The organism is Cellulosimicrobium sp. SJTW-1, assembly GCF_047716875.1.
Classification (GTDB): domain Bacteria; phylum Actinomycetota; class Actinomycetes; order Actinomycetales; family Cellulomonadaceae; genus Cellulosimicrobium; species Cellulosimicrobium funkei.
Genome location: NZ_CP136680.1, coordinates 3,405,792 through 3,422,360 on the forward strand (window position 1 = coordinate 3,405,792; position 16,569 = coordinate 3,422,360).

At 77.3% G+C, this 16,569-nt stretch carries 12 protein-coding genes; 7 read left to right on the forward strand and 5 right to left on the reverse strand.

What is annotated here, in order from left to right; genetic code table 11:
- Window positions 1-162 precede the first annotated feature (162 nt).
- Complete coding sequence (locus RSE42_RS15290; protein ID WP_051028378.1) at window positions 163-426, forward strand: DUF2530 domain-containing protein; 264 nt, start codon at window positions 163-165, stop codon at window positions 424-426.
- Here the strand turns inward: RSE42_RS15290 and RSE42_RS15295 are convergent.
- The 4 genes from RSE42_RS15295 to RSE42_RS15310 all read right to left on the reverse strand — a co-directional run bounded on the left by RSE42_RS15295 (window position 402) and on the right by RSE42_RS15310 (window position 5,916).
- Window positions 402-3,545, reverse strand: coding sequence for a sacsin N-terminal ATP-binding-like domain-containing protein (locus RSE42_RS15295; protein ID WP_415296953.1), 3,144 nt, complete (start codon window positions 3,543-3,545; stop codon window positions 402-404). The genes RSE42_RS15290 and RSE42_RS15295 overlap by 25 nt on opposite strands.
- A complete protein-coding gene (locus RSE42_RS15300) occupies window positions 3,542-4,669 on the reverse strand; it encodes a DUF3027 domain-containing protein (protein WP_415296955.1) in 1,128 nt (375 codons plus the stop codon). The genes RSE42_RS15295 and RSE42_RS15300 overlap by 4 nt, the downstream gene beginning before the upstream one ends.
- A 2-nt stretch (window positions 4,670-4,671) precedes the next feature.
- Complete coding sequence (locus tag RSE42_RS15305; RefSeq protein WP_034651071.1) at window positions 4,672-5,055, reverse strand: cold-shock protein; 384 nt, start codon at window positions 5,053-5,055, stop codon at window positions 4,672-4,674.
- Between the two features lie 132 nt (window positions 5,056-5,187).
- A complete protein-coding gene (locus RSE42_RS15310; RefSeq protein ID WP_415296957.1) occupies window positions 5,188-5,916 on the reverse strand; it encodes a TetR/AcrR family transcriptional regulator in 729 nt (242 codons plus the stop codon).
- A 120-nt stretch (window positions 5,917-6,036) separates the two neighbouring features.
- Here RSE42_RS15310 and RSE42_RS15315 point away from each other — a divergent pair, with 120 nt between their 5' ends.
- The 6 genes from RSE42_RS15315 (at window position 6,037) to RSE42_RS15340 (ending at window position 15,684) form a co-directional block, all read left to right on the forward strand.
- Window positions 6,037-6,975, forward strand: a complete 939-nt coding sequence (locus RSE42_RS15315; RefSeq protein ID WP_415296959.1) for an NAD-dependent epimerase/dehydratase family protein — start codon at window positions 6,037-6,039, stop codon at window positions 6,973-6,975.
- Between the two features lie 204 nt (window positions 6,976-7,179).
- Complete coding sequence (locus tag RSE42_RS15320; RefSeq protein WP_415296960.1) at window positions 7,180-8,157, forward strand: hypothetical protein; 978 nt, start codon at window positions 7,180-7,182, stop codon at window positions 8,155-8,157.
- A gap of 114 nt (window positions 8,158-8,271) precedes the next feature.
- Window positions 8,272-10,704, forward strand: a complete 2,433-nt coding sequence (locus tag RSE42_RS15325) for a helicase-associated domain-containing protein (protein WP_415296962.1) — start codon at window positions 8,272-8,274, stop codon at window positions 10,702-10,704.
- 119 nt (window positions 10,705-10,823) lie between these two features.
- A complete protein-coding gene (locus tag RSE42_RS15330) occupies window positions 10,824-12,503 on the forward strand; it encodes a DNA repair helicase XPB (RefSeq protein ID WP_415296964.1) in 1,680 nt (559 codons plus the stop codon).
- 255 nt (window positions 12,504-12,758) lie between these two features.
- Window positions 12,759-14,804 carry a TPM domain-containing protein gene (locus RSE42_RS15335; protein ID WP_415296966.1) on the forward strand — a complete coding sequence of 682 codons (2,046 nt, stop codon included), beginning with the start codon at window positions 12,759-12,761 and terminating at the stop codon, window positions 14,802-14,804.
- A gap of 88 nt (window positions 14,805-14,892) precedes the next feature.
- Window positions 14,893-15,684 (forward strand): PspA/IM30 family protein, encoded by a 792-nt coding sequence (locus tag RSE42_RS15340; RefSeq protein ID WP_415296968.1) that lies wholly within the window; start codon window positions 14,893-14,895, stop codon window positions 15,682-15,684.
- A 24-nt stretch (window positions 15,685-15,708) separates the two neighbouring features.
- Here RSE42_RS15340 and RSE42_RS15345 read toward each other — a convergent pair whose 3' ends face one another.
- On the reverse strand, window positions 15,709-16,473 hold the full coding sequence (locus tag RSE42_RS15345) for a type 1 glutamine amidotransferase (protein WP_415296970.1): 765 nt from the start codon (window positions 16,471-16,473) through the stop codon (window positions 15,709-15,711).
- Window positions 16,474-16,569 lie beyond the last annotated feature (96 nt).

The following is a 16,569-nucleotide window of genomic DNA, read 5'->3' on the forward strand; positions in this document are numbered from 1 at the left end:
GGACGGGCGACCACGAGCGGGAGAGCGCGGTGGGCCGCTTGCATCGTAGCGCGCGGTTGCGGGTGCTCCGGACGTGTGCTCACACGAGAGGGGAAGAGACGCAGGTCACGCCTGTGACGCGCCGTGGGGGTGAAAAAACCGGCGCGTCGCTACGATGCTCGGGTGCCCTCGGTCGTGACCCTCCTCCTCCACCCCGAACGCCGGCGCCCCGACCCGGCGCCCTGGCGGGTCGACCTGCGCGTCGTCATCCTCGCCGGCATGGCGCTCTGGACGGTCGCGCTCGTCGTGTGCGCCGTCCTGCTCGCCACCGGGACGCTCGCGCCCCGCGCGGTCGCGACGTGCGCCGTCGGGCTCGCGCTCGGCGCCCTCGGGCTCGGCTGGGAGCGGCGGAACCGGACCCGCTACCGCGCGTCCGCCGACGACTGACGGTCGTCCCAGGCCGTCCGCGCCACAGCGCCCTGCGCCCCGCGCGGGTCGCGGAGCACCTCCTCGAGCACGTGCCGCGCGCGGTAGCGCCCCGCGACGACGGCGAGCGCCGCCGCGAGCCCCGCCGGACCGGTCGCGTGCACGACGACGTCCGCTCCCCCACGACCCTCGACCCACCACGGGACCGCGACCCCGCCGACACGGAGGTCGTCGTGCCGTTCCCAGGTGCGCGGCAGGCGCTCGCCGACGACGGTCCCCGCCTCGCCCGGGACGTCCTCGCGGTGCCCGGCGTCGTCCGGCGCCGGTGCGGGGCCCGCGACCGTCGCGACGTCGAGCAGGTCCGCGATCTCCTCGACCAGGTCCCGTCCCGCGGGCACGAGCGGACGCAGCGGCGCCCACATCGGGTCCGGGGCCACCGCGACGTCGTCGGCCGCCGCGACGACGACCGTCCCGCCGTGCAGCGCGGGCACCCGCGCGGGGGCCGGGTCGAGCCGCACGCCGCTCTCCGCCAGCGTCTCCAGGGCGCGCCACAGCGCCAGCGCGGCCGCGGCGTCGACCGGTGACCCGACGGGCGGCAGCCCGTCCAGCAGGTCGGCCCACTCCTCCGGGTCGAGCTCGGCGAGGTCGTGCACGCCCCCGACGGCGGCGAGCGCCGCGTCGTCGAGCCCCGCCACCTCCGGCGGTGCCGGACGCAGGAACGCGGCGGTGGGGCCGCCGTCGAGCGCGAACGGCCCGCCGAGCTCCTCGCGCAGCCACCACGCCGTGTACGAGCGCGCCGCCGTCGCACGCCCGCCCTCCGCGCGCACGGGCGTGAGCAGCGCCTCCCGCGCCGCGGGGTCGCCCGCGAGCCGGGCGAGCACGTCGGGCCACGCGTCGTCGGCCACCGCGTCCAGGTCCGCGACGGCGAGCACGTCCCCCACGTACGCCTCGGGGCCGAGCGTCGTCGTGAGGTGCTCGAGGTACCCGGTCCAGTCGGAGAGCCAGCCCTCCGGCGCGTGCGGGTCCAGGTCGGGCTCGTCGTCGTCCGGCGCGGGTGTGAGCACGTCGCGCACCCGCAGCACGGTCGGTCCCGCCGCCGCGCCCACCGCGCGCAGCGTCGGCTCGCCCCAGCGGGCGACGACCCCCGGGTCGACGACGTCGAGCCCGTCGAGCGCGTCCGCCGCCCAGGTGCCCGGCAGGGCGCAGCCGCGCGCGGGCGACCAGCCGCCGTCCGTCGTCGGGACCGGGAGCTCGCCCCACCAGAACGGCAGCGCGTCGCCGGGGTCCCGCACGTCGCGCAGCGCGGCGGCGACCAGCGCGAGCAGCCGCTCGACCTCCGGGGCGGGGTCGTCGTCCGCCTCCGCGGCGTCGGCGGCGGCCAGCACGCGCTCGCGCACCGCGCCGTCGGCGAGCACCGCGCGCAGGTCCGTCGCGCGCGCGCCCAGCCGCTCGAGCAGCGGGTGCGCAGCCCGCGGGTCGACGACGCGCAGACCGAGGTCGGCGGCGTCCCGCGCGTCGAGCGTCCCGCCGTCCATGCCGTCGTCGAGGAGCAGCAGGCCGCGCGCCCCGCGCACGACTTGCCCGCCGAGCAGCGGGACTGGGAGCGCGCCCAGCGCCTCGAGCACCGACCGGTCCCCCGCGTGCGGCGCGAGCGCGTCGTACAGCGCCCGCCAGCGCTCGGGGTCGGCGACGAGCGGGAGGTCGTCCACGACGTCGGCCAGGTCGACGACCTGCGCCCCGAGCGACCGCGCGACCGCGCGCAGCGGGCCCGGCACGTCCACGAGGTGCGCCGCCCCGAGCTCGGCACGCACACGCCCGTCGCCCACGTCCCCGGCGAGGACGCGCGCCTCGGCGGGCGCGAGGAGCCGGCGCTCGTCCCGCTGCGGCGCACCGTGCTCGTCACGGTCCGCGAGGATCGGCGGGTCTTCCCAGGTCTCGTCGAGCGCGAGACCGGGCTGGTCGGGCGGCAGGTCGAGCGGGAGGAGCGGCGTGCGGGCCAGGGCCGCCGTCGCCGCCGTGCGGACCCCCTCGTCGACCGCGCTCCCCGGCAGCCCGGTCGGGACGAGCGCGAGCACGTCGGCGCCGCGGTCGGCCGCGAGCGACCCGAGGAGCGCCGCGAACGCGCGACCCGCCTCGTGCGCGACGTGATCCGTCACGGCACCGCGCGGGACGTGCCGGCGCGCGGGGTCGAGCGGGAACGTCGCGAGGAGCAGGGCCGGGAACGTGAGCCGCTCGTCCGTCGGGGTGGGGGCGTGCAGCACGGTCGGCGCCGCCGCGTCGTGGGGCAGCGCCCAGGTCACCGACCAGCGGTCCGCGCCGCGCTCCTCGACGGGACGGTCCGCCAGGAGCGCGGGGTCGAGCGTCCCCTCGCGCCGCAGCACCGTCCAGCGCTCGTCGACGTCCGCGACCCGGCGCTCCGCGACGCCGTCGCCCGCCACGACGACCTCCGTGAGCGCGGGCAGGGCGAGCAGCAGCGGGTCGCCGACGTCCGCGAGTTCGGCCCGCACGGCGTCGAGCGCCGCGTCGTCGCGCAGCTCGACCTCGACCACGGTGTCGTACCCCGCCGGCACCTCGACGCGCGCCGGGAACGGGAGGCGCAGTACCGGGAGCCGGTCGCCGCGCCCCGCGACCTCGGCGGCGAGGTCCGGGCGGTCCGCCACGACGTCGTCGAGCGCGGCGCGCGTGCGGTCGAGCGAGAGCTCGACGGCGTGGTCTCCCGCGCCGACGCGCACGCGGTCCGCGACCGAGCGGACCGCCGCGAAGCCGACCCCGAACCGACCCACCGTGCGCGGGCCACCGGCTGCGCCCGCGCCCCGACCGGTAGCCGAGGCCCGCATCGCGACGAGCGACGCGACGCCCGCCGCGTCGAGCGGCTCGCCCGTGTTGGCCGCGCGCAGCACCCAGCGCCCGTCGGGGTCGGACGGCGCGTGCAGGCTCAGCCGGAGGCGACCGGGGACACCCGCGCGGACGGCGGCGTCGGCGGCGTTCTGCGCGAGCTCGACGACGACCCGCCCCCGGTACGACCCGTGGGCGTGGTCCTCCTCCGTGTTCGCGTCCTCGCGCAGGCGCGTCGGCGAGGACCGCCACGCCTCCAGGACCGCACGACGCAGCGCGGCCGTCCCGAAGACGTCCTGCGTCACTCCCGCGGCTCGTCCGGCGCGGCGTCGACGGCGGGGTCCGGCGCGGTCTCGGGCTCGTCCGGCGTGGCGTCGGGGTCAGGGGTGGTCTCCGCGTCGTCCGGCGCGTCGTCGGGGACCGGCGCGGTCTCCGCGTCGTCCGGCACGGCGTCCGGCTCGACGGCCACGGCCGCGGGGGCCTCCGGCGCGGTGTCGGTCGGCGTCGGGGCGTCGGCCACCGGCGTCGGCTCGTCCTGCGCCGCCGGAACCGTCTCGTCCGGGGCGGTCTCGTCCGCGGCAGTGTCCGTCGGCGCGGCCCCGTCCCGGGCCGCCTCCTTCCGGGCGACCGCGGACTCGAGGAGCGTGACGATCTCGACGTGCAGCTCGTCGACGAGCGGGTCCGGGTCCGGCCACTCGCTGCGCTGCGGCTCGACGTCCGTCTCCGAGTGCGCGCCGCAGCCGTGGTCGAGGCTCACGACCTTGCCGTCGTCGGGCGACCACTCGTTCGCGCACACGCCGAAGACCTGGCCGAGGCTGCCCTGGAGCGGCACGAGGAAGCCGCACGACCCGCAGTCGGCCGCGGCGGCGACGGCGCCGCGCGTCGTCGGGCCGCGCGACCCGCGGTACCAGCGCTCCGCGGCCTCGTCGCGGCCCTGCGGCGACAGCACGCGGGCACGCGCGAGCGCGAGCTCCTCGATCGCGACGGCGTCCTGCTCCTCGTCGCCCGTGGGCACGTAGCCGGGCTCGAGGCGCGGGTCGTCGGCGCGGAAGGGCAGCACGTCGCCCGGGCCGACGTCGCCCGGGCGCAGGCGCTCGGACCACGGGAGCCACGACGGCGCGAGCAGCGCACCGTCACCGGGCAGGAGCTCGACCTCGCACACCGTGGCCGTCCGGCCGCGCGGCACGCGCGCGAGCGTCACGGTCCAGTGCCAGCCGCGGTAGCCGCGCATCGTGCACGCGAACCGGTGGGAGATGAGCCGGTCCGCCTCGGCGACCGTGCCGAGGTGCTCGCCCACGTCCTCCGGGCTCTCGGCCACCTCCTGCGCCGCGGCGCGCGCGAGCTCGACCGCGCCCGTGAGCACGGCGTCCCGCGCCGCGCGTGCGGAGACTCCTCGGACGCGCTCCTCTGCGGCTGCCACGGCGGACATCGTCAGGCCTCGATCTCGTCGGCGACCGCGCGCAGGACCGCGGCGACCTTGGTGGCCTTGCCCTTCTCCGGGTAGCGGCCGCGGCGCAGGCCGTTGCCGATCCCGTCGAGCTCCTTGATGAGGTCCTCGACGATGACCGCCATCTCGTCCGCCGAGCGACGCTTCGCCTTGACGACCGAGGGCGCCGGGTCGAGGAACGTGACGGCGAGCGCCTGCGGGCCACGGCGCCCGTCGGCGACGCCGAAGTCGACGCGAGCGCCCGGCTTGGGCGCGGGGGCGTCCGCGGGCAGCGCGGAGGCGTGCAGGAAGACCTCGCCGCCGTCGTCGTTGGCGATGAAGCCGAACCCGCGTTCGGTGTCGAACCACTTGACCTTGCCGGTGGGCACGTGGACCTCGTTCGTGCTCGTAGGAACCAGAACCCCCAGGTTACCGGCCACGCGGCGGCAAAGCCGCATCCATACCGCGGGCGAGCCCAGGGCGAGCCCGGACGACCGGCCGCGTCCCCGCCGTCGTCCCGGTCAGCGCGGGGCCGACCGCGGGACCACCCCGGCGTCCGCCCCGACCCGCAGCGCGACGGCGTCGAACCAGTCGGCGTAGTCGGCGACCGTGCGGTGGAGGTGGCCGAACAGCTCGAACGACACCGTGCCGAACAGGGTCGTCCACGCCATGAGCGTGCGCACGACGGCCTCGGGCGGGACGTCGGGCGTCGTGAGCCCGCGGGCGCTCACGTACGCGACGGCGGGGGCCACGAGCGCGGCCGCGTCCCCGCCCGACGGCGGTGCGGGCGCGGGGCCCTCGCCGTCCGCCCAGGAGTCGGCGACGACCCGGACCAGGGTCCGCACGACGCGCGTCGCGGGCTCGACCGTGTCCTGCGGCGCCGCGTACCCCGGCACGGGGGTGCCGTAGAGCAGCCCGAACTCCCCGGGCCGCGCGACGCACCAGGCGCGCAGCGCGCGGCACGCGGCGAGCCAGCGACCGGGCAGGTCGTCCCGCGCGACGGCGGCCTCCGCGGCCTCGACGGCGGCCCCGAGCTCGTCGTAGCACTCGACGAGGAGCGCGGTGAGCAGCGCGTCCCGGCTCGGGAAGTAGCGGTAGACGGCGGACGACACCATGCCGACGTCGCGCGCGACGGCCCGCAGCGAGAGCGCGGCGGGCCCGTCGGCCACGAGCCGCGCGCGGGCGGCGTCGAGGATCTCGCGCGTGAGGGTCTCGCGCGCCAGGGCGCGCGCCGTCCGAGGTGCCGTCATCCCGTCAGGGTCGCAGACGAGAGCGCCGCCCACCAACGAGAGCGGTGCTCTTGCTTTGTCATGGCCGTCGTGCCAGGCTGGCTCTCGGAACGAGAGCACTGCTCTCGGAAGGGAGTCCTCATGTCCAGCACCTCGTCCTCCGACGACCGGCACGTCGTCGTCGGCGCCGGCCCCGTCGGCCGCCACGTCGCCGCCGAGCTCGCGGCCCGCGGGTCGCACGTCACCGTCGTCACCCGCAGCGGGCGCGGCACCGGGCTCGCCGGCGTCACGCACCTCGCGCTCGACGCGTCCGACGCCGACGCGCTGACCCGCGCCGCGGACGGTGCCGCCGTGCTCTACAACTGCGCCAACCCCGGCGACTACACGCAGTGGGAGAAGGTCTGGCCGCCGCTCGCCGCCGCGCTGCTCACCACGGCGGAGCGGACGGGAGCGGTCTACGCGATCACGGGCAACCTCTACCCCTACGGGCCGGTCGACGGACCTATGACCGAGGACCTGCCGGACGCCGCGACCGACCACAAGGGCGTCCTGCGGGCCCGGCTGTGGGCCGACGCCCTCGCCGCGCACCGCGCCGGCCGTGCGCGGGTCGTCGAGGTGCGCAGCTCCGACTTCGTCGGGCCCGGCGTCGGCGCCAACGGCCACGTGTCGCGCGTCGTCCCTGCTGCGCTGCGCGGCCGGGCCGTGACGATGATCGGCCGCACCGACCTGTCGCACTCGTTCACCGACGTGCAGGACGCCGCGCGCACGCTCGTCGCGGCGGCCGCGGACCCGGGCGCGCTCGGCCGCACGTGGCACACCCCGAGCAACCCGCCGTGCACCCAGCGCGAGGCGCTGACCGACGTCCTCGCGAGCGTCGGGCAGCCGCCGGTCCGGGTCCGCTCGCTGCGCGGCCCCGGGCTCGCCGTCGCCGGGCTGTTCTCGCCGCTGCTGCGCGAGCTGCGCGACCTCGCCTACCAGTGGGAGCGCCCGTACGTCCTCGATGACACCGCGGCCCGCGACCGCTTCGGCATCGAGCCCACGCCCTGGGACGAGGTCTGCCGTCGGACCGCCCGCGGCTGACCGGTCGCGGCCCTCCGGGCGCGCGAGTCGGCACGTCGTGCGCTGTTCGGCACCTGGGGTTGCCGAGGTCCCGCACGCGGTGCCGAACCGCGTCCGCATCGCCGAAGCGTCTGACCGTCGCGCACAGGCGCCGTCGACCGGGGACCGTCCACAGGACCGGTCCGGACGACCCGCGCGCGCTCCCGGACCGGGCACGCTCGCCCGGTGCACGACGACGACCCTCTCGCCCCCGGCGGCCCTCGACGACCCGCGTTGCTGCTCGCGGCGGAGCACCCGCCCCAGCTCGTGCGGCAGGCCGCGTCCTCCGGGTCCTGGGAGCGGGTGCGTCGGGGCGTCTACCGCGAGACCGGCACCGGCAGGAGGATCGGGCCCGCCGACGAGCGCGACCTCGTGCTGGACCGGGCGACCGCGCTCCATCGCACCCTCCGCGCGGACCACGTCCTCAGCCACACCACCGCCGCCCTCGTCCACGGCCTGCGCCTGTGGACGGCGCCCCGTGACGTGCACGTGGTGCAGCCCTACCGGCGGTCCGGGCGCGCGGACCCCACGGTCGCGAGGCACCTCGGACTCGTCGACGCCGTCGACCGGTGCGTCGTCGGCGGTCTGCCGGTGACGACGCCCGCCCGCACCGTCGCCGACTGCCTGCGCACCCTGAGCCCGCTCGAGGGGCTGGTCGTCGCGGACGCGGCGCTCGCGCGGGGTCTCGCCCGCGAGGACGTCGCGGCCTGCCTCGCGCGACAGCCCCGGGCTGCCGGGGCACCTCGCGCCCGGCACGTCCTCCGGCTCGCGGACGCCGGCGCCGAGTCGGCCTGGGAGACGTGGTTGCGGTACCTCGTCCTCCGGCTCGGCCTCCCCCGCCCGTCGACGCAGGTCCCGGTCCGTACCTCGGTCGGCCGGGTCCGCGCGGACCTCGGATGGGAGCCGTGGCGGCTGCTGCTGGAGTTCGACGGGCTGGTGAAGTACCGCACGACGGGCGACGGCCTCGCTCCCCGTGAGGACCCGGGCCGCGTCCTCGTCGCGGAGAAGCGACGGCACGAGGCGATCGAGGCGACCGGACGTCGCGTGCTGCGGTTCACCGCGAGGGACGCGCCCGACGCCGTCGGCGAACGGGTCCTGCGCTGGGTGCCGCCGGACGTCGTCGCGTCGCTGCGCCCTGACCGTCACCTTCCTCCGCTGCGCTGACCGGTCGGCACCCCGGCAGCGGTTCGGCACTCGCAGCACTCGTCGGCACCTCGAGGTGCCGACGAACGACAGGAGGTACCGAACCGTCAGCACAACCCGCGTAACATCGGACGGATGGCCACCTCCCGGCCCGAGCGGGCTCCGACGTACAGCGAGTCGCTGCGCCAGCGCGACGACGCCGCGCTGGTCGCCCTGCTCGCGGGGCGTCCCGACCTCGCCACGCCCTCCCCCTCGACGCTGCTCTCGCTCGCCGCGCGCGCGATGAACCGCACGAGCCTCGAGCGCGCGCTCGCCGGTCTCGACGAGCTGACGCTGCACGTGCTCGAGTCGGTGCTCGTGCTCGACTCGGTGGGCACGCCCGCGACGGCGGCCGCGGTCGCGCGCGCGACGGGGGTGGACCGCGCGTCGGTCACCGCGGCGCTCGCGCGCCTCGACGAGCTCGCGCTCGTGTGGTCGCCCGGCACGCGCTCGGCCGGGTTCCGCCCGGCGCCCGGGACGGCGGAGGTGCTCGGCCCGCACCCCGCGGGCCTGGGCCCGGTCTCCGGCGACACCCCGGCACCGTCCGCGGTCCTGCCCGACGACGCACCCCCGGGCGCGCGCGCGATCCTCGACGCGCTGGCGTGGGGGCCGCCCGTGGGCGTCGCCCCGCGCTCCGACGCGTCGGCGCGCCGGGCGACGGCCTGGCTGGTCGAGCGGGGGTACCTCCGTGCGACCGACGAGCGGCACGTCGTCCTGCCGCGCGAGGTCGGGCTCGCGCTGCGCGGCGGGCGCACCCACCGCGACGTGCGCACGGCGCCGCCCGTGCCCGACGCGCGCGAGCTCCCCGCGGCGACGGTCGAGGCGGAGTCCGCGAGCGCCGGGCTGGAGGCGGTGCGCCTCGTCGCGCGCCTCGTGACGCACTGGACCGAGCACCCGCCCGGCGTCCTGCGCGCGGGGGGCCTCGGGGTGCGCGACCTGCGCCGCGCGGCCCTCGCCCTCGAGGTCGACGACGCGACGGCGGCCGCGGTCGTCGAGGTCGCGGCGGCGGCGGGCCTCGTGGCCGACGACGGCGACGACCCGCCCACGTTCGCCCCGACGCCGACGGCCGAGGACTGGCTCGACGACGACCTGGGCGACCGGTGGGCCGCGCTCGCGCGCGGGTGGTGGCGGTCGCGCCGCACGCCGTGGCTCGTCGGGAGCCGTGACGAGAGGGGCGCCCTGCGCGCCGCGCTCGACCCCGAGCTGTGGCGGCCCTGGGTCCCACGGCTGCGTCGCTCGGTCCTCGACGTGCTCGCCCTCGCGCCCGACCGGCCGCTCGGCCCGGCGGACGTCGTCGCGGTCCTGCGCTGGCGCACGCCGCGCGCGGTGCCGCCGGAGCAGGCCGTCGCGGGGCTGCTGCGCGAGGCCGCGCTGCTCGGCGTGACGGGCGCGGGCGCGCTCGCTCCCCCGGGCCGCGCGCTCGTCGCGGGCGACGACCCCGCGCCGTCGGAGCCCGTGGACCTGGGCGCCGCGTTCGAGGCCGTGCTCCCGCCCGAGGTGGACGACCTCCTGCTCCAGGGCGACCTCACCGGCATCGTGCCGGGCCGGCCGTCGCGCACGCTCGAGCGCCTCGTGGAGGTCGCGGCCGACGTCGAGTCGCGCGGCGCCGCGACCACGGTCCGGTTCACGCCGGAGTCGGTGCTGCGCGCGCTCGACCGGGGCGCGACGGCCGACGAGCTGCTCGCCGAGCTCGCGTCGCACTCCCGCACTCCCGTGCCGCAGCCGCTGGAGTACCTGGTGCGCGACACCGCGCGACGTCACGGGCGCGTGCGGGTCGGGACGGCGTCGTCGTACGTGCGCGCCGAGGACCCGGTGCTCCTCGCGGGCATCGCGGAGGACCCTGCGCTGCGCGGCCTCGGTCTGGTGCTCCTCGCGCCGACCGTGCTCGCGTCCGGCGCACCGGCCGGGGAGCTGCAGGACGCGCTGCGGGCGCGCGGCGTGCCGTCGGTCGTGGAGGGCCCGGACGGGCGCGTGCTCGTCGCGGACCGTGCGGGCCGTCGCGACCTGCCCGACGCCGCGGGCCCGGCCCGGCGGGGACGGGCCGGGGCGGTCGTGGGCCGGCGCGGGAGCCGCGCCCGGACCGGCGTCGTACCGGGCTCCGGGGCCCGCGTCGACGAGGCGCGGGACGGGGCCGGGCGTGGCGAGCAGCGGTTCGCCGACCTCGTCGCCCGGCTGCGCGCCGCCGACGCGCGCTCGGCGGAGCAGGCCCGGTCCCGCGCGACCGGAGGGGTACGCGCGGACGGCGACGGGTCGCGCCGGGGCGGGGGGACGCCGTCGGGCAGGGCGGGACGCGGGGACGACGGCCCCGAGGGAACAAGCGACCCGGTGGCGGCGTTGGGGCTGCTGCGCGAGGCGATCGCGGACGGCGCCATGGTGTGGCTCGAGGTCGTCGGGTCGACGGGCGCGCCGGACCGCCGCCGCGTGCGGCCCCTCACGCTCGACGCCGGACGGCTGCGCGCGCAGGACCCGGCACGCGACGCCGAGCTCACGGTCGCGGTCCACCGCATCGCGTCCGTGACCCCGGACTGACCCCGGCCCGGCCCGGCACTACCCCCGGACCGGCACCCGACCGACCCCGGACCACCACCGGCCCGCCCGGCGACCGCCCGGACCGCACGACCCTCGGCCACCCACGGCAAGGAGAACGCATGACCGACGGACCTCTCATCGTCCAGAGCGACAAGTCGCTCCTGCTCGAGGTCGACCACCCCCGTGCCGACGACGCGCGGCGGGCCATCGCGCCGTTCGCCGAGCTCGAGCGCGCCCCCGAGCACGTCCACACGTACCGGCTCACGCCGCTCGGCCTGTGGAACGCGCGCGCGGCCGGGCACGACGCCGAGCAGGTCGTCAACACGCTCATCGAGTACTCGCGCTACCCGGTGCCGCACGCGCTGCTCATCGACGTCGCGGAGACCATGTCGCGGTACGGGCGGCTCACGCTCGCGCAGCACCCGACGCACGGGCTCGTGCTCGAGGCGACGGACCGCGCCGTCCTCGCCGAGGTGCTCAAGTCCAAGCGCACCGCCGGGCTGGTGGGCGACCGGATCGACGACACGACCGTCGTCGTGCACCCGTCCGAGCGCGGCCACCTCAAGCAGGTGCTCGTGAAGCTCGGCTGGCCCGCCGAGGACCTCGCGGGGTACGTCGACGGCGAGAAGCACGCCATCGCGCTCAGCCCGACGACGCCGCCGCGCGCCGAGGGCGAGGAGCCGAAGCCCTGGGAGATGCGCCCGTACCAGGCGCAGGCGGTGGACGGGTTCTGGCACGGCGGGAGCGGCGTCGTCGTGCTGCCGTGCGGCGCCGGCAAGACGATCGTGGGCGCGGGCGCGATGGCGAAGTCCGGGACGACGACGCTCATCCTCGTGACGAACACGGTGAGCGCGCGCCAGTGGCGCGACGAGCTCGTGCGGCGCACGACGCTCACCGAGGACGAGATCGGCGAGTACTCCGGCGCGCGCAAGGAGATCAAGCCCGTCACGATCGCGACCTACCAGGTGCTGACGACCAAGCGGAAGGGCGTGTACACGCACCTCGAGCTGCTCGACGCCCGCGACTGGGGGCTCGTCGTGTACGACGAGGTGCACCTGCTGCCCGCGCCGATCTTCCGCATGACGGCGGACCTGCAGGCGCGCCGCCGCCTCGGGCTCACCGCGACGCTCGTGCGCGAGGACGGCCGGGAGGACGAGGTGTTCTCGCTCATCGGCCCCAAGCGGTACGACGCCCCGTGGAAGGACATCGAGGCGCAGGGGTACATCGCGCCCGCCGACTGCGTCGAGGTGCGCCTCACGCTGCCCGAGTCCGACCGCATGACGTACGCCGTCGCCGAGCCCGAGGACAAGTACCGGCTCGCCGCGACCGCCACCGGCAAGAACCGGGTCGTGGAGCAGATCGTCGCGCAGCACCCGGACGACCAGGTGCTCGTGATCGGCCAGTACCTCGACCAGCTCGAGGAGCTGTCGCAGCACCTCGACGCGCCGCTCATCAGGGGCGCGACGACGGTCCGCGAGCGCCAGCGCCTGTTCGACGCGTTCCGCACGGGCGAGATCTCGCGGCTCGTCGTGTCGAAGGTCGCGAACTTCTCCATCGACCTGCCCGAGGCGTCCGTCGCGATCCAGGTCTCCGGGTCGTTCGGGTCGCGCCAGGAGGAGGCCCAGCGCCTCGGTCGCGTCATGCGCCCCAAGGCCGACGGCCGCACCGCGCACTTCTACGCCGTCGTCGCGCGCGACACGGTGGACCAGGACTTCGCGGCGCACCGCCAGCGGTTCCTGGCGGAGCAGGGGTACGCCTATCGCATCGTCGACGCGGAGGACCTGGGCGTCGTGCAGTGACGGGTGGGGGTCCCGCGACGTAGGAGCGCGACACCCGCCCGGCACGGAACGACGCCCAGGGCCGACCAGGAACGCGGAGGACCTGGGCGTCGTGCAGTGACGGGTGGGGCCCCGCCACGTAGGAGCGCAGCACCCGCCCGGCACGGAACGACGCCCAGGGCCGACCAGGAACACGAAGGACCCCGGCGCCGTGCAGTGACCGAGGGCCCCGCGGCACCGATTGCGGGTCCTGGGCGGCTGGGAAAGGATCGGCCCGTGAGCACGGCCGATCGTCCCTGGCACCCCCGCGCGGCCGGGGGCCGCGGCGCCCGCGCGTTCCTCGCCCTCGTCGTCTCGACGCTCGTCGGGCTGCTGACGTGCGTCGCCCTCGTCGCCCCGGCGGGCCTCGCGCACGCCGTCCCGCCGATGGACGTGACGGACGAGATCACCGACCCGTCCGGCGTCCTCGGGGACCGCACGGACGACGTGCGCGCGGCGCTCGACCGCCTGGGCCAGGACACGGACCTCCAGCTCTTCGTCGTGTACGTGGACGACCTCGACGGCATGGACGGCGTCGACTGGGCGAACGCGACGGCGAACCAGTCAGGGCTGGGGGTCGACGACCTGCTGCTGGCCGTCGGGACGCAGGACCGGCGGTACGGGCTGTCGTACGACAACAACGTCCCGCTGTCGGACGCCGAGCTGGACCGGATCACGTCGGCCGTGGAGGACGAGCTGCGCGCCGACGACTGGGCGGGTGCGGCCATCGCGGCGGCCGAGGTGGCACGGGGTGCGAGCCAGGGCTCGGGCGGCGTGTCGTGGTTCTGGGTCCTGCTCGTCGGCGGCGTGCTCGTGATCGTGGTCGTGGTGGTCGCCCGCGCGGCGGGACGACGCCGCCGGGCCGCGACCGCCGTCGGGCCGGCGGGCGACCCGCTCGCGGCGCTGCCCACGGCCGAGCTGGACCGCCGCGCGAGCGCGGCCCTCGTGGCGATCGACGACGCCGTGAAGACGTCCGAGCAGGAGCTCGGCTTCGCGCAGGCGCAGTTCGGGATCGAGGCGACGCAGCAGTTCTCCGCCGCGCTCGCCGAGGGCAAGCAGCGGGTCGCGGAGGCGTTCGCGCTGCGCCAGCGGCTCGACGACGACCAGCCCGAGGCGGAGCTCCAGGCGCGGCAGATGATGGCGCGCATCGTCGCCCTGTGCGACGAGGTCGCGGACTCGCTCGACGCCCAGTCCCGCACGTTCGACGAGCTGCGCGACCTGCAGGCCCGCGCGCCGCAGGTGCTCGACGAGACCGACCAGCGCGCGACCGAGGTGCTCGCCCGCGTCGAGCCCGCGCGCGCGACGCTCGAGGCGCTCGGGCGCACGTACCCGTCGACGGCGCTCGCGTCCGTCGCGCAGAACCCCGAGCAGGCGCAGGCGCTCCTCGCGGGCGCGCGCGAGTCGGTGGCGCGCGGTCGGGAGGCGCTCGCCGGCAAGGACCGGGCGACGGCGGTCGCGCTCGCCCGGGCCGCGCAGAACGCCGTCGGGCAGGCGGTGACGCTGCTCGACGCCGTCGACCGCGCGGGGACCGACCTCGCCGAGTCCGGTCCGCGCCTGGACCGGGGCGTCGCGTCGATCACGTCCGACATCGCGGACGCGGGGCGGCTCGCCCCCGGGGACCCCGCGGTCGCGCCGGCGCTCGCGGAGGCGCAGGCCGCCGTCGCGGTGGCCGGGGCCGCGCGCGACGGCGGCGACCCGCTCGCCGCGCTCCGTCGCCTCACGGACGCGGAGGCGGCGCTCGACGCCGTCCTCGCCCCGTTCCGCGAGCGTGCCGAGCAGGCGGCGCGCGCGAACGCGCTGCTGCGCGAGACCCTCGCGCGCGTCGACTCGCAGGTCCGCGCGACGAACGACTTCATCGAGACGCGGCGCGGCGCCGTCGGCCCGGAGGCGCGGACCCGGCTCGCGGAGGCGATCCGCCTGCTCGGCGAGGCCCGCGCGCTCCAGCCGACCGACCCGGTCTCCGCGCTCCAGCGCGCGCAGCAGGCCGACGCGCAGGCGCAGTCCGCGGCCCAGCGCGCGCAGCAGGACGCGTCGAGCTGGCAGTCGTCCCAGGGTGGCGGGTTCGGCGGGGGTGGCGGCAGCAACGTCGGGGGCATGGTCCTCGGCGGGATCCTCCTCGACTCCATCCTCCGCGGCGGGGGCGGCGGCGGACGCTCCGGCGGGTTCGGCGGCGGCAGCTTCGGCGGCGGCTACGGGGGTGGCGGGTTCGGCGGCGGACGCTCCGGCGGACGGTCGGGCGGACGGTCGTCGGGCGGACGCTCCGGCCGCGGCGGACGCTTCTGAGCACGGGCGGCACCTGACGCCCCGCACCACGGGACGACGGCACGACGGACACGACCAGCACCAGACGGCTCACCAGAGAGGGACGACCATGGCGGAGAAGCAGAGCATCTTCGGACGGATCGCGCAGCTCGCCCGCGCGAACATCAACGCGCTCCTGGACAGCGCCGAGGACCCGCAGAAGATGCTGGACCAGCTCGTGCGCGACTACACGAACAACATCGCCGAGGCGGAGCAGGCCGTCGCGCAGACCATCGGCAACCTGCGCCTCGCCGAGCAGGACTACAACGAGGACGTCGCCGCCGTCCAGGAGTGGGGCCAGAAGGCCGCGGCCGCGTCGGCGCAGGCCGACCGGTACCGCCAGCAGGGCGACGCCGCGAACGCCGACAAGTTCGACAACCTCGCGAAGATCGCGCTCGGCAAGCAGATCGCCGCCGAGAGCGAGGTCCGCCAGGCCGAGCCGCTCATCGCGTCGCAGCGCGAGTCGGTCGAGAAGCTCAAGTCCGGCCTCGCGATGATGAAGGACAAGCTCGGTCAGCTGAAGTCGAAGCGCGACTCGCTCGTGGCGCGGCAGAAGAGCGCGCAGGCGCAGCAGACCGTGCAGGGCGCGCTCAGCTCGATCAACGTGCTCGACCCGACGAGCGAGCTCTCCCGCTACGAGGAGATCGTCCGCCGCGAGGAGGCGCAGGCGCTCGGCCAGGCGGAGGTCGCCGCGTCGAGCATCGACGCCCAGTTCGCCGAGCTCGAGACGTCGGGCGAGGCCGTCGAGATCGAGGCCCGCCTCGCCGCGCTCAAGCAGGGCTCCGCCCCCGCCGCGCAGGTGTCGCCCACCCAGGTCACGCCCGCGATCGGTTCCGGGACGACCACCCAGGACGCCCCCTAGACCGACTGGTGACCTCGGTCCGGGTCAGGCGGGGACGCGTCGTCGGCTGACCCGGACCGCGGTGACGAACGACTCCGCGAGCCGGCGCCCGCCGTCGAGCAGCGCGGGGGCGTGCTCGTCGAACCCGGCGAGGGCCGCCGCGGTGTCGACGTCGTCGTACCGGTCGCACCAGGCTGCGAAGCCGGCGCGCGACGCCTCGGGGTGGAACTGGACGCCGAGCGCGGACCCGAGGCGGAACGCCTGGTAGGGGTACATGTTCGACGACGCGAGCCAGACGGCGCCGTCCGGGAGCTCGACGATCGCGTCGCCGTGCATGCTCGTCACGCAGCGCACCGGGTCGTCGCCGGTCGCGAGCGGCGCCAGCACCGGGTCGGTGTCCGCCTCGGCACGCCAGAAGACGCGGGTCGCGCCGATCTCGCGGCCGGGCGGGGCGGCGACCGCCACCTGTCCCCCGCCCGCGACGGCGAGGAGCTGCGCGCCGAGGCAGATCCCGAGCGTCGGGACGCCCTGCGTCGCGGCGGCGACGAGGGTCTCGCGCAGGGCGGGCAGCCACGGGGCGCGCGCGTCGTCGTACGCGGACACGTGGCCCCCGAGGACGACGAGGCCGTCGCCGAGCTCGTCGAGCCGGTCCGCGACGGGGACGGGCTCGCCCTCGTGCGCGCGGACGACGCGGAGCTCCGCGTCGAGGAGGTCGGCGAAGGCGTCGAGCGTGACGTCCGGGGAGTTCTCGACGACCGTGAGCCGGACGGTCCCGGTCGCGGTCGTGGCGTCGGTGTCGTGCGTGGTCACGAACCCTGACGGTACCCACTCGGGGGTGGGAGGACGCAAACACCCACGTCGTGGACAGTGCGGCGGGCGCACCGGGACGGAGCGCGGCGGGTCGCG

Bases quoted from the DNA above. Each gene is read 5' to 3' on its own strand.
- RSE42_RS15340 (WP_415296968.1), top strand. From the start codon at position 14,893: ATGGCGGAGAAGCAGAGCATCTTCGGACGGATCGCGCAGCTCGCCCGC.
- RSE42_RS15300 (WP_415296955.1), bottom strand. From the start codon at position 4,669: ATGTCCGCCGTGGCAGCCGCAGAGGAGCGCGTCCGAGGAGTCTCCGCA.
- RSE42_RS15330 (WP_415296964.1), top strand. From the start codon at position 10,824: ATGACCGACGGACCTCTCATCGTCCAGAGCGACAAGTCGCTCCTGCTC.
- RSE42_RS15315 (WP_415296959.1), top strand. From the start codon at position 6,037: ATGTCCAGCACCTCGTCCTCCGACGACCGGCACGTCGTCGTCGGCGCC.
- RSE42_RS15325 (WP_415296962.1), top strand. From the start codon at position 8,272: ATGGCCACCTCCCGGCCCGAGCGGGCTCCGACGTACAGCGAGTCGCTG.
- RSE42_RS15310 (WP_415296957.1), bottom strand. From the start codon at position 5,916: ATGACGGCACCTCGGACGGCGCGCGCCCTGGCGCGCGAGACCCTCACG.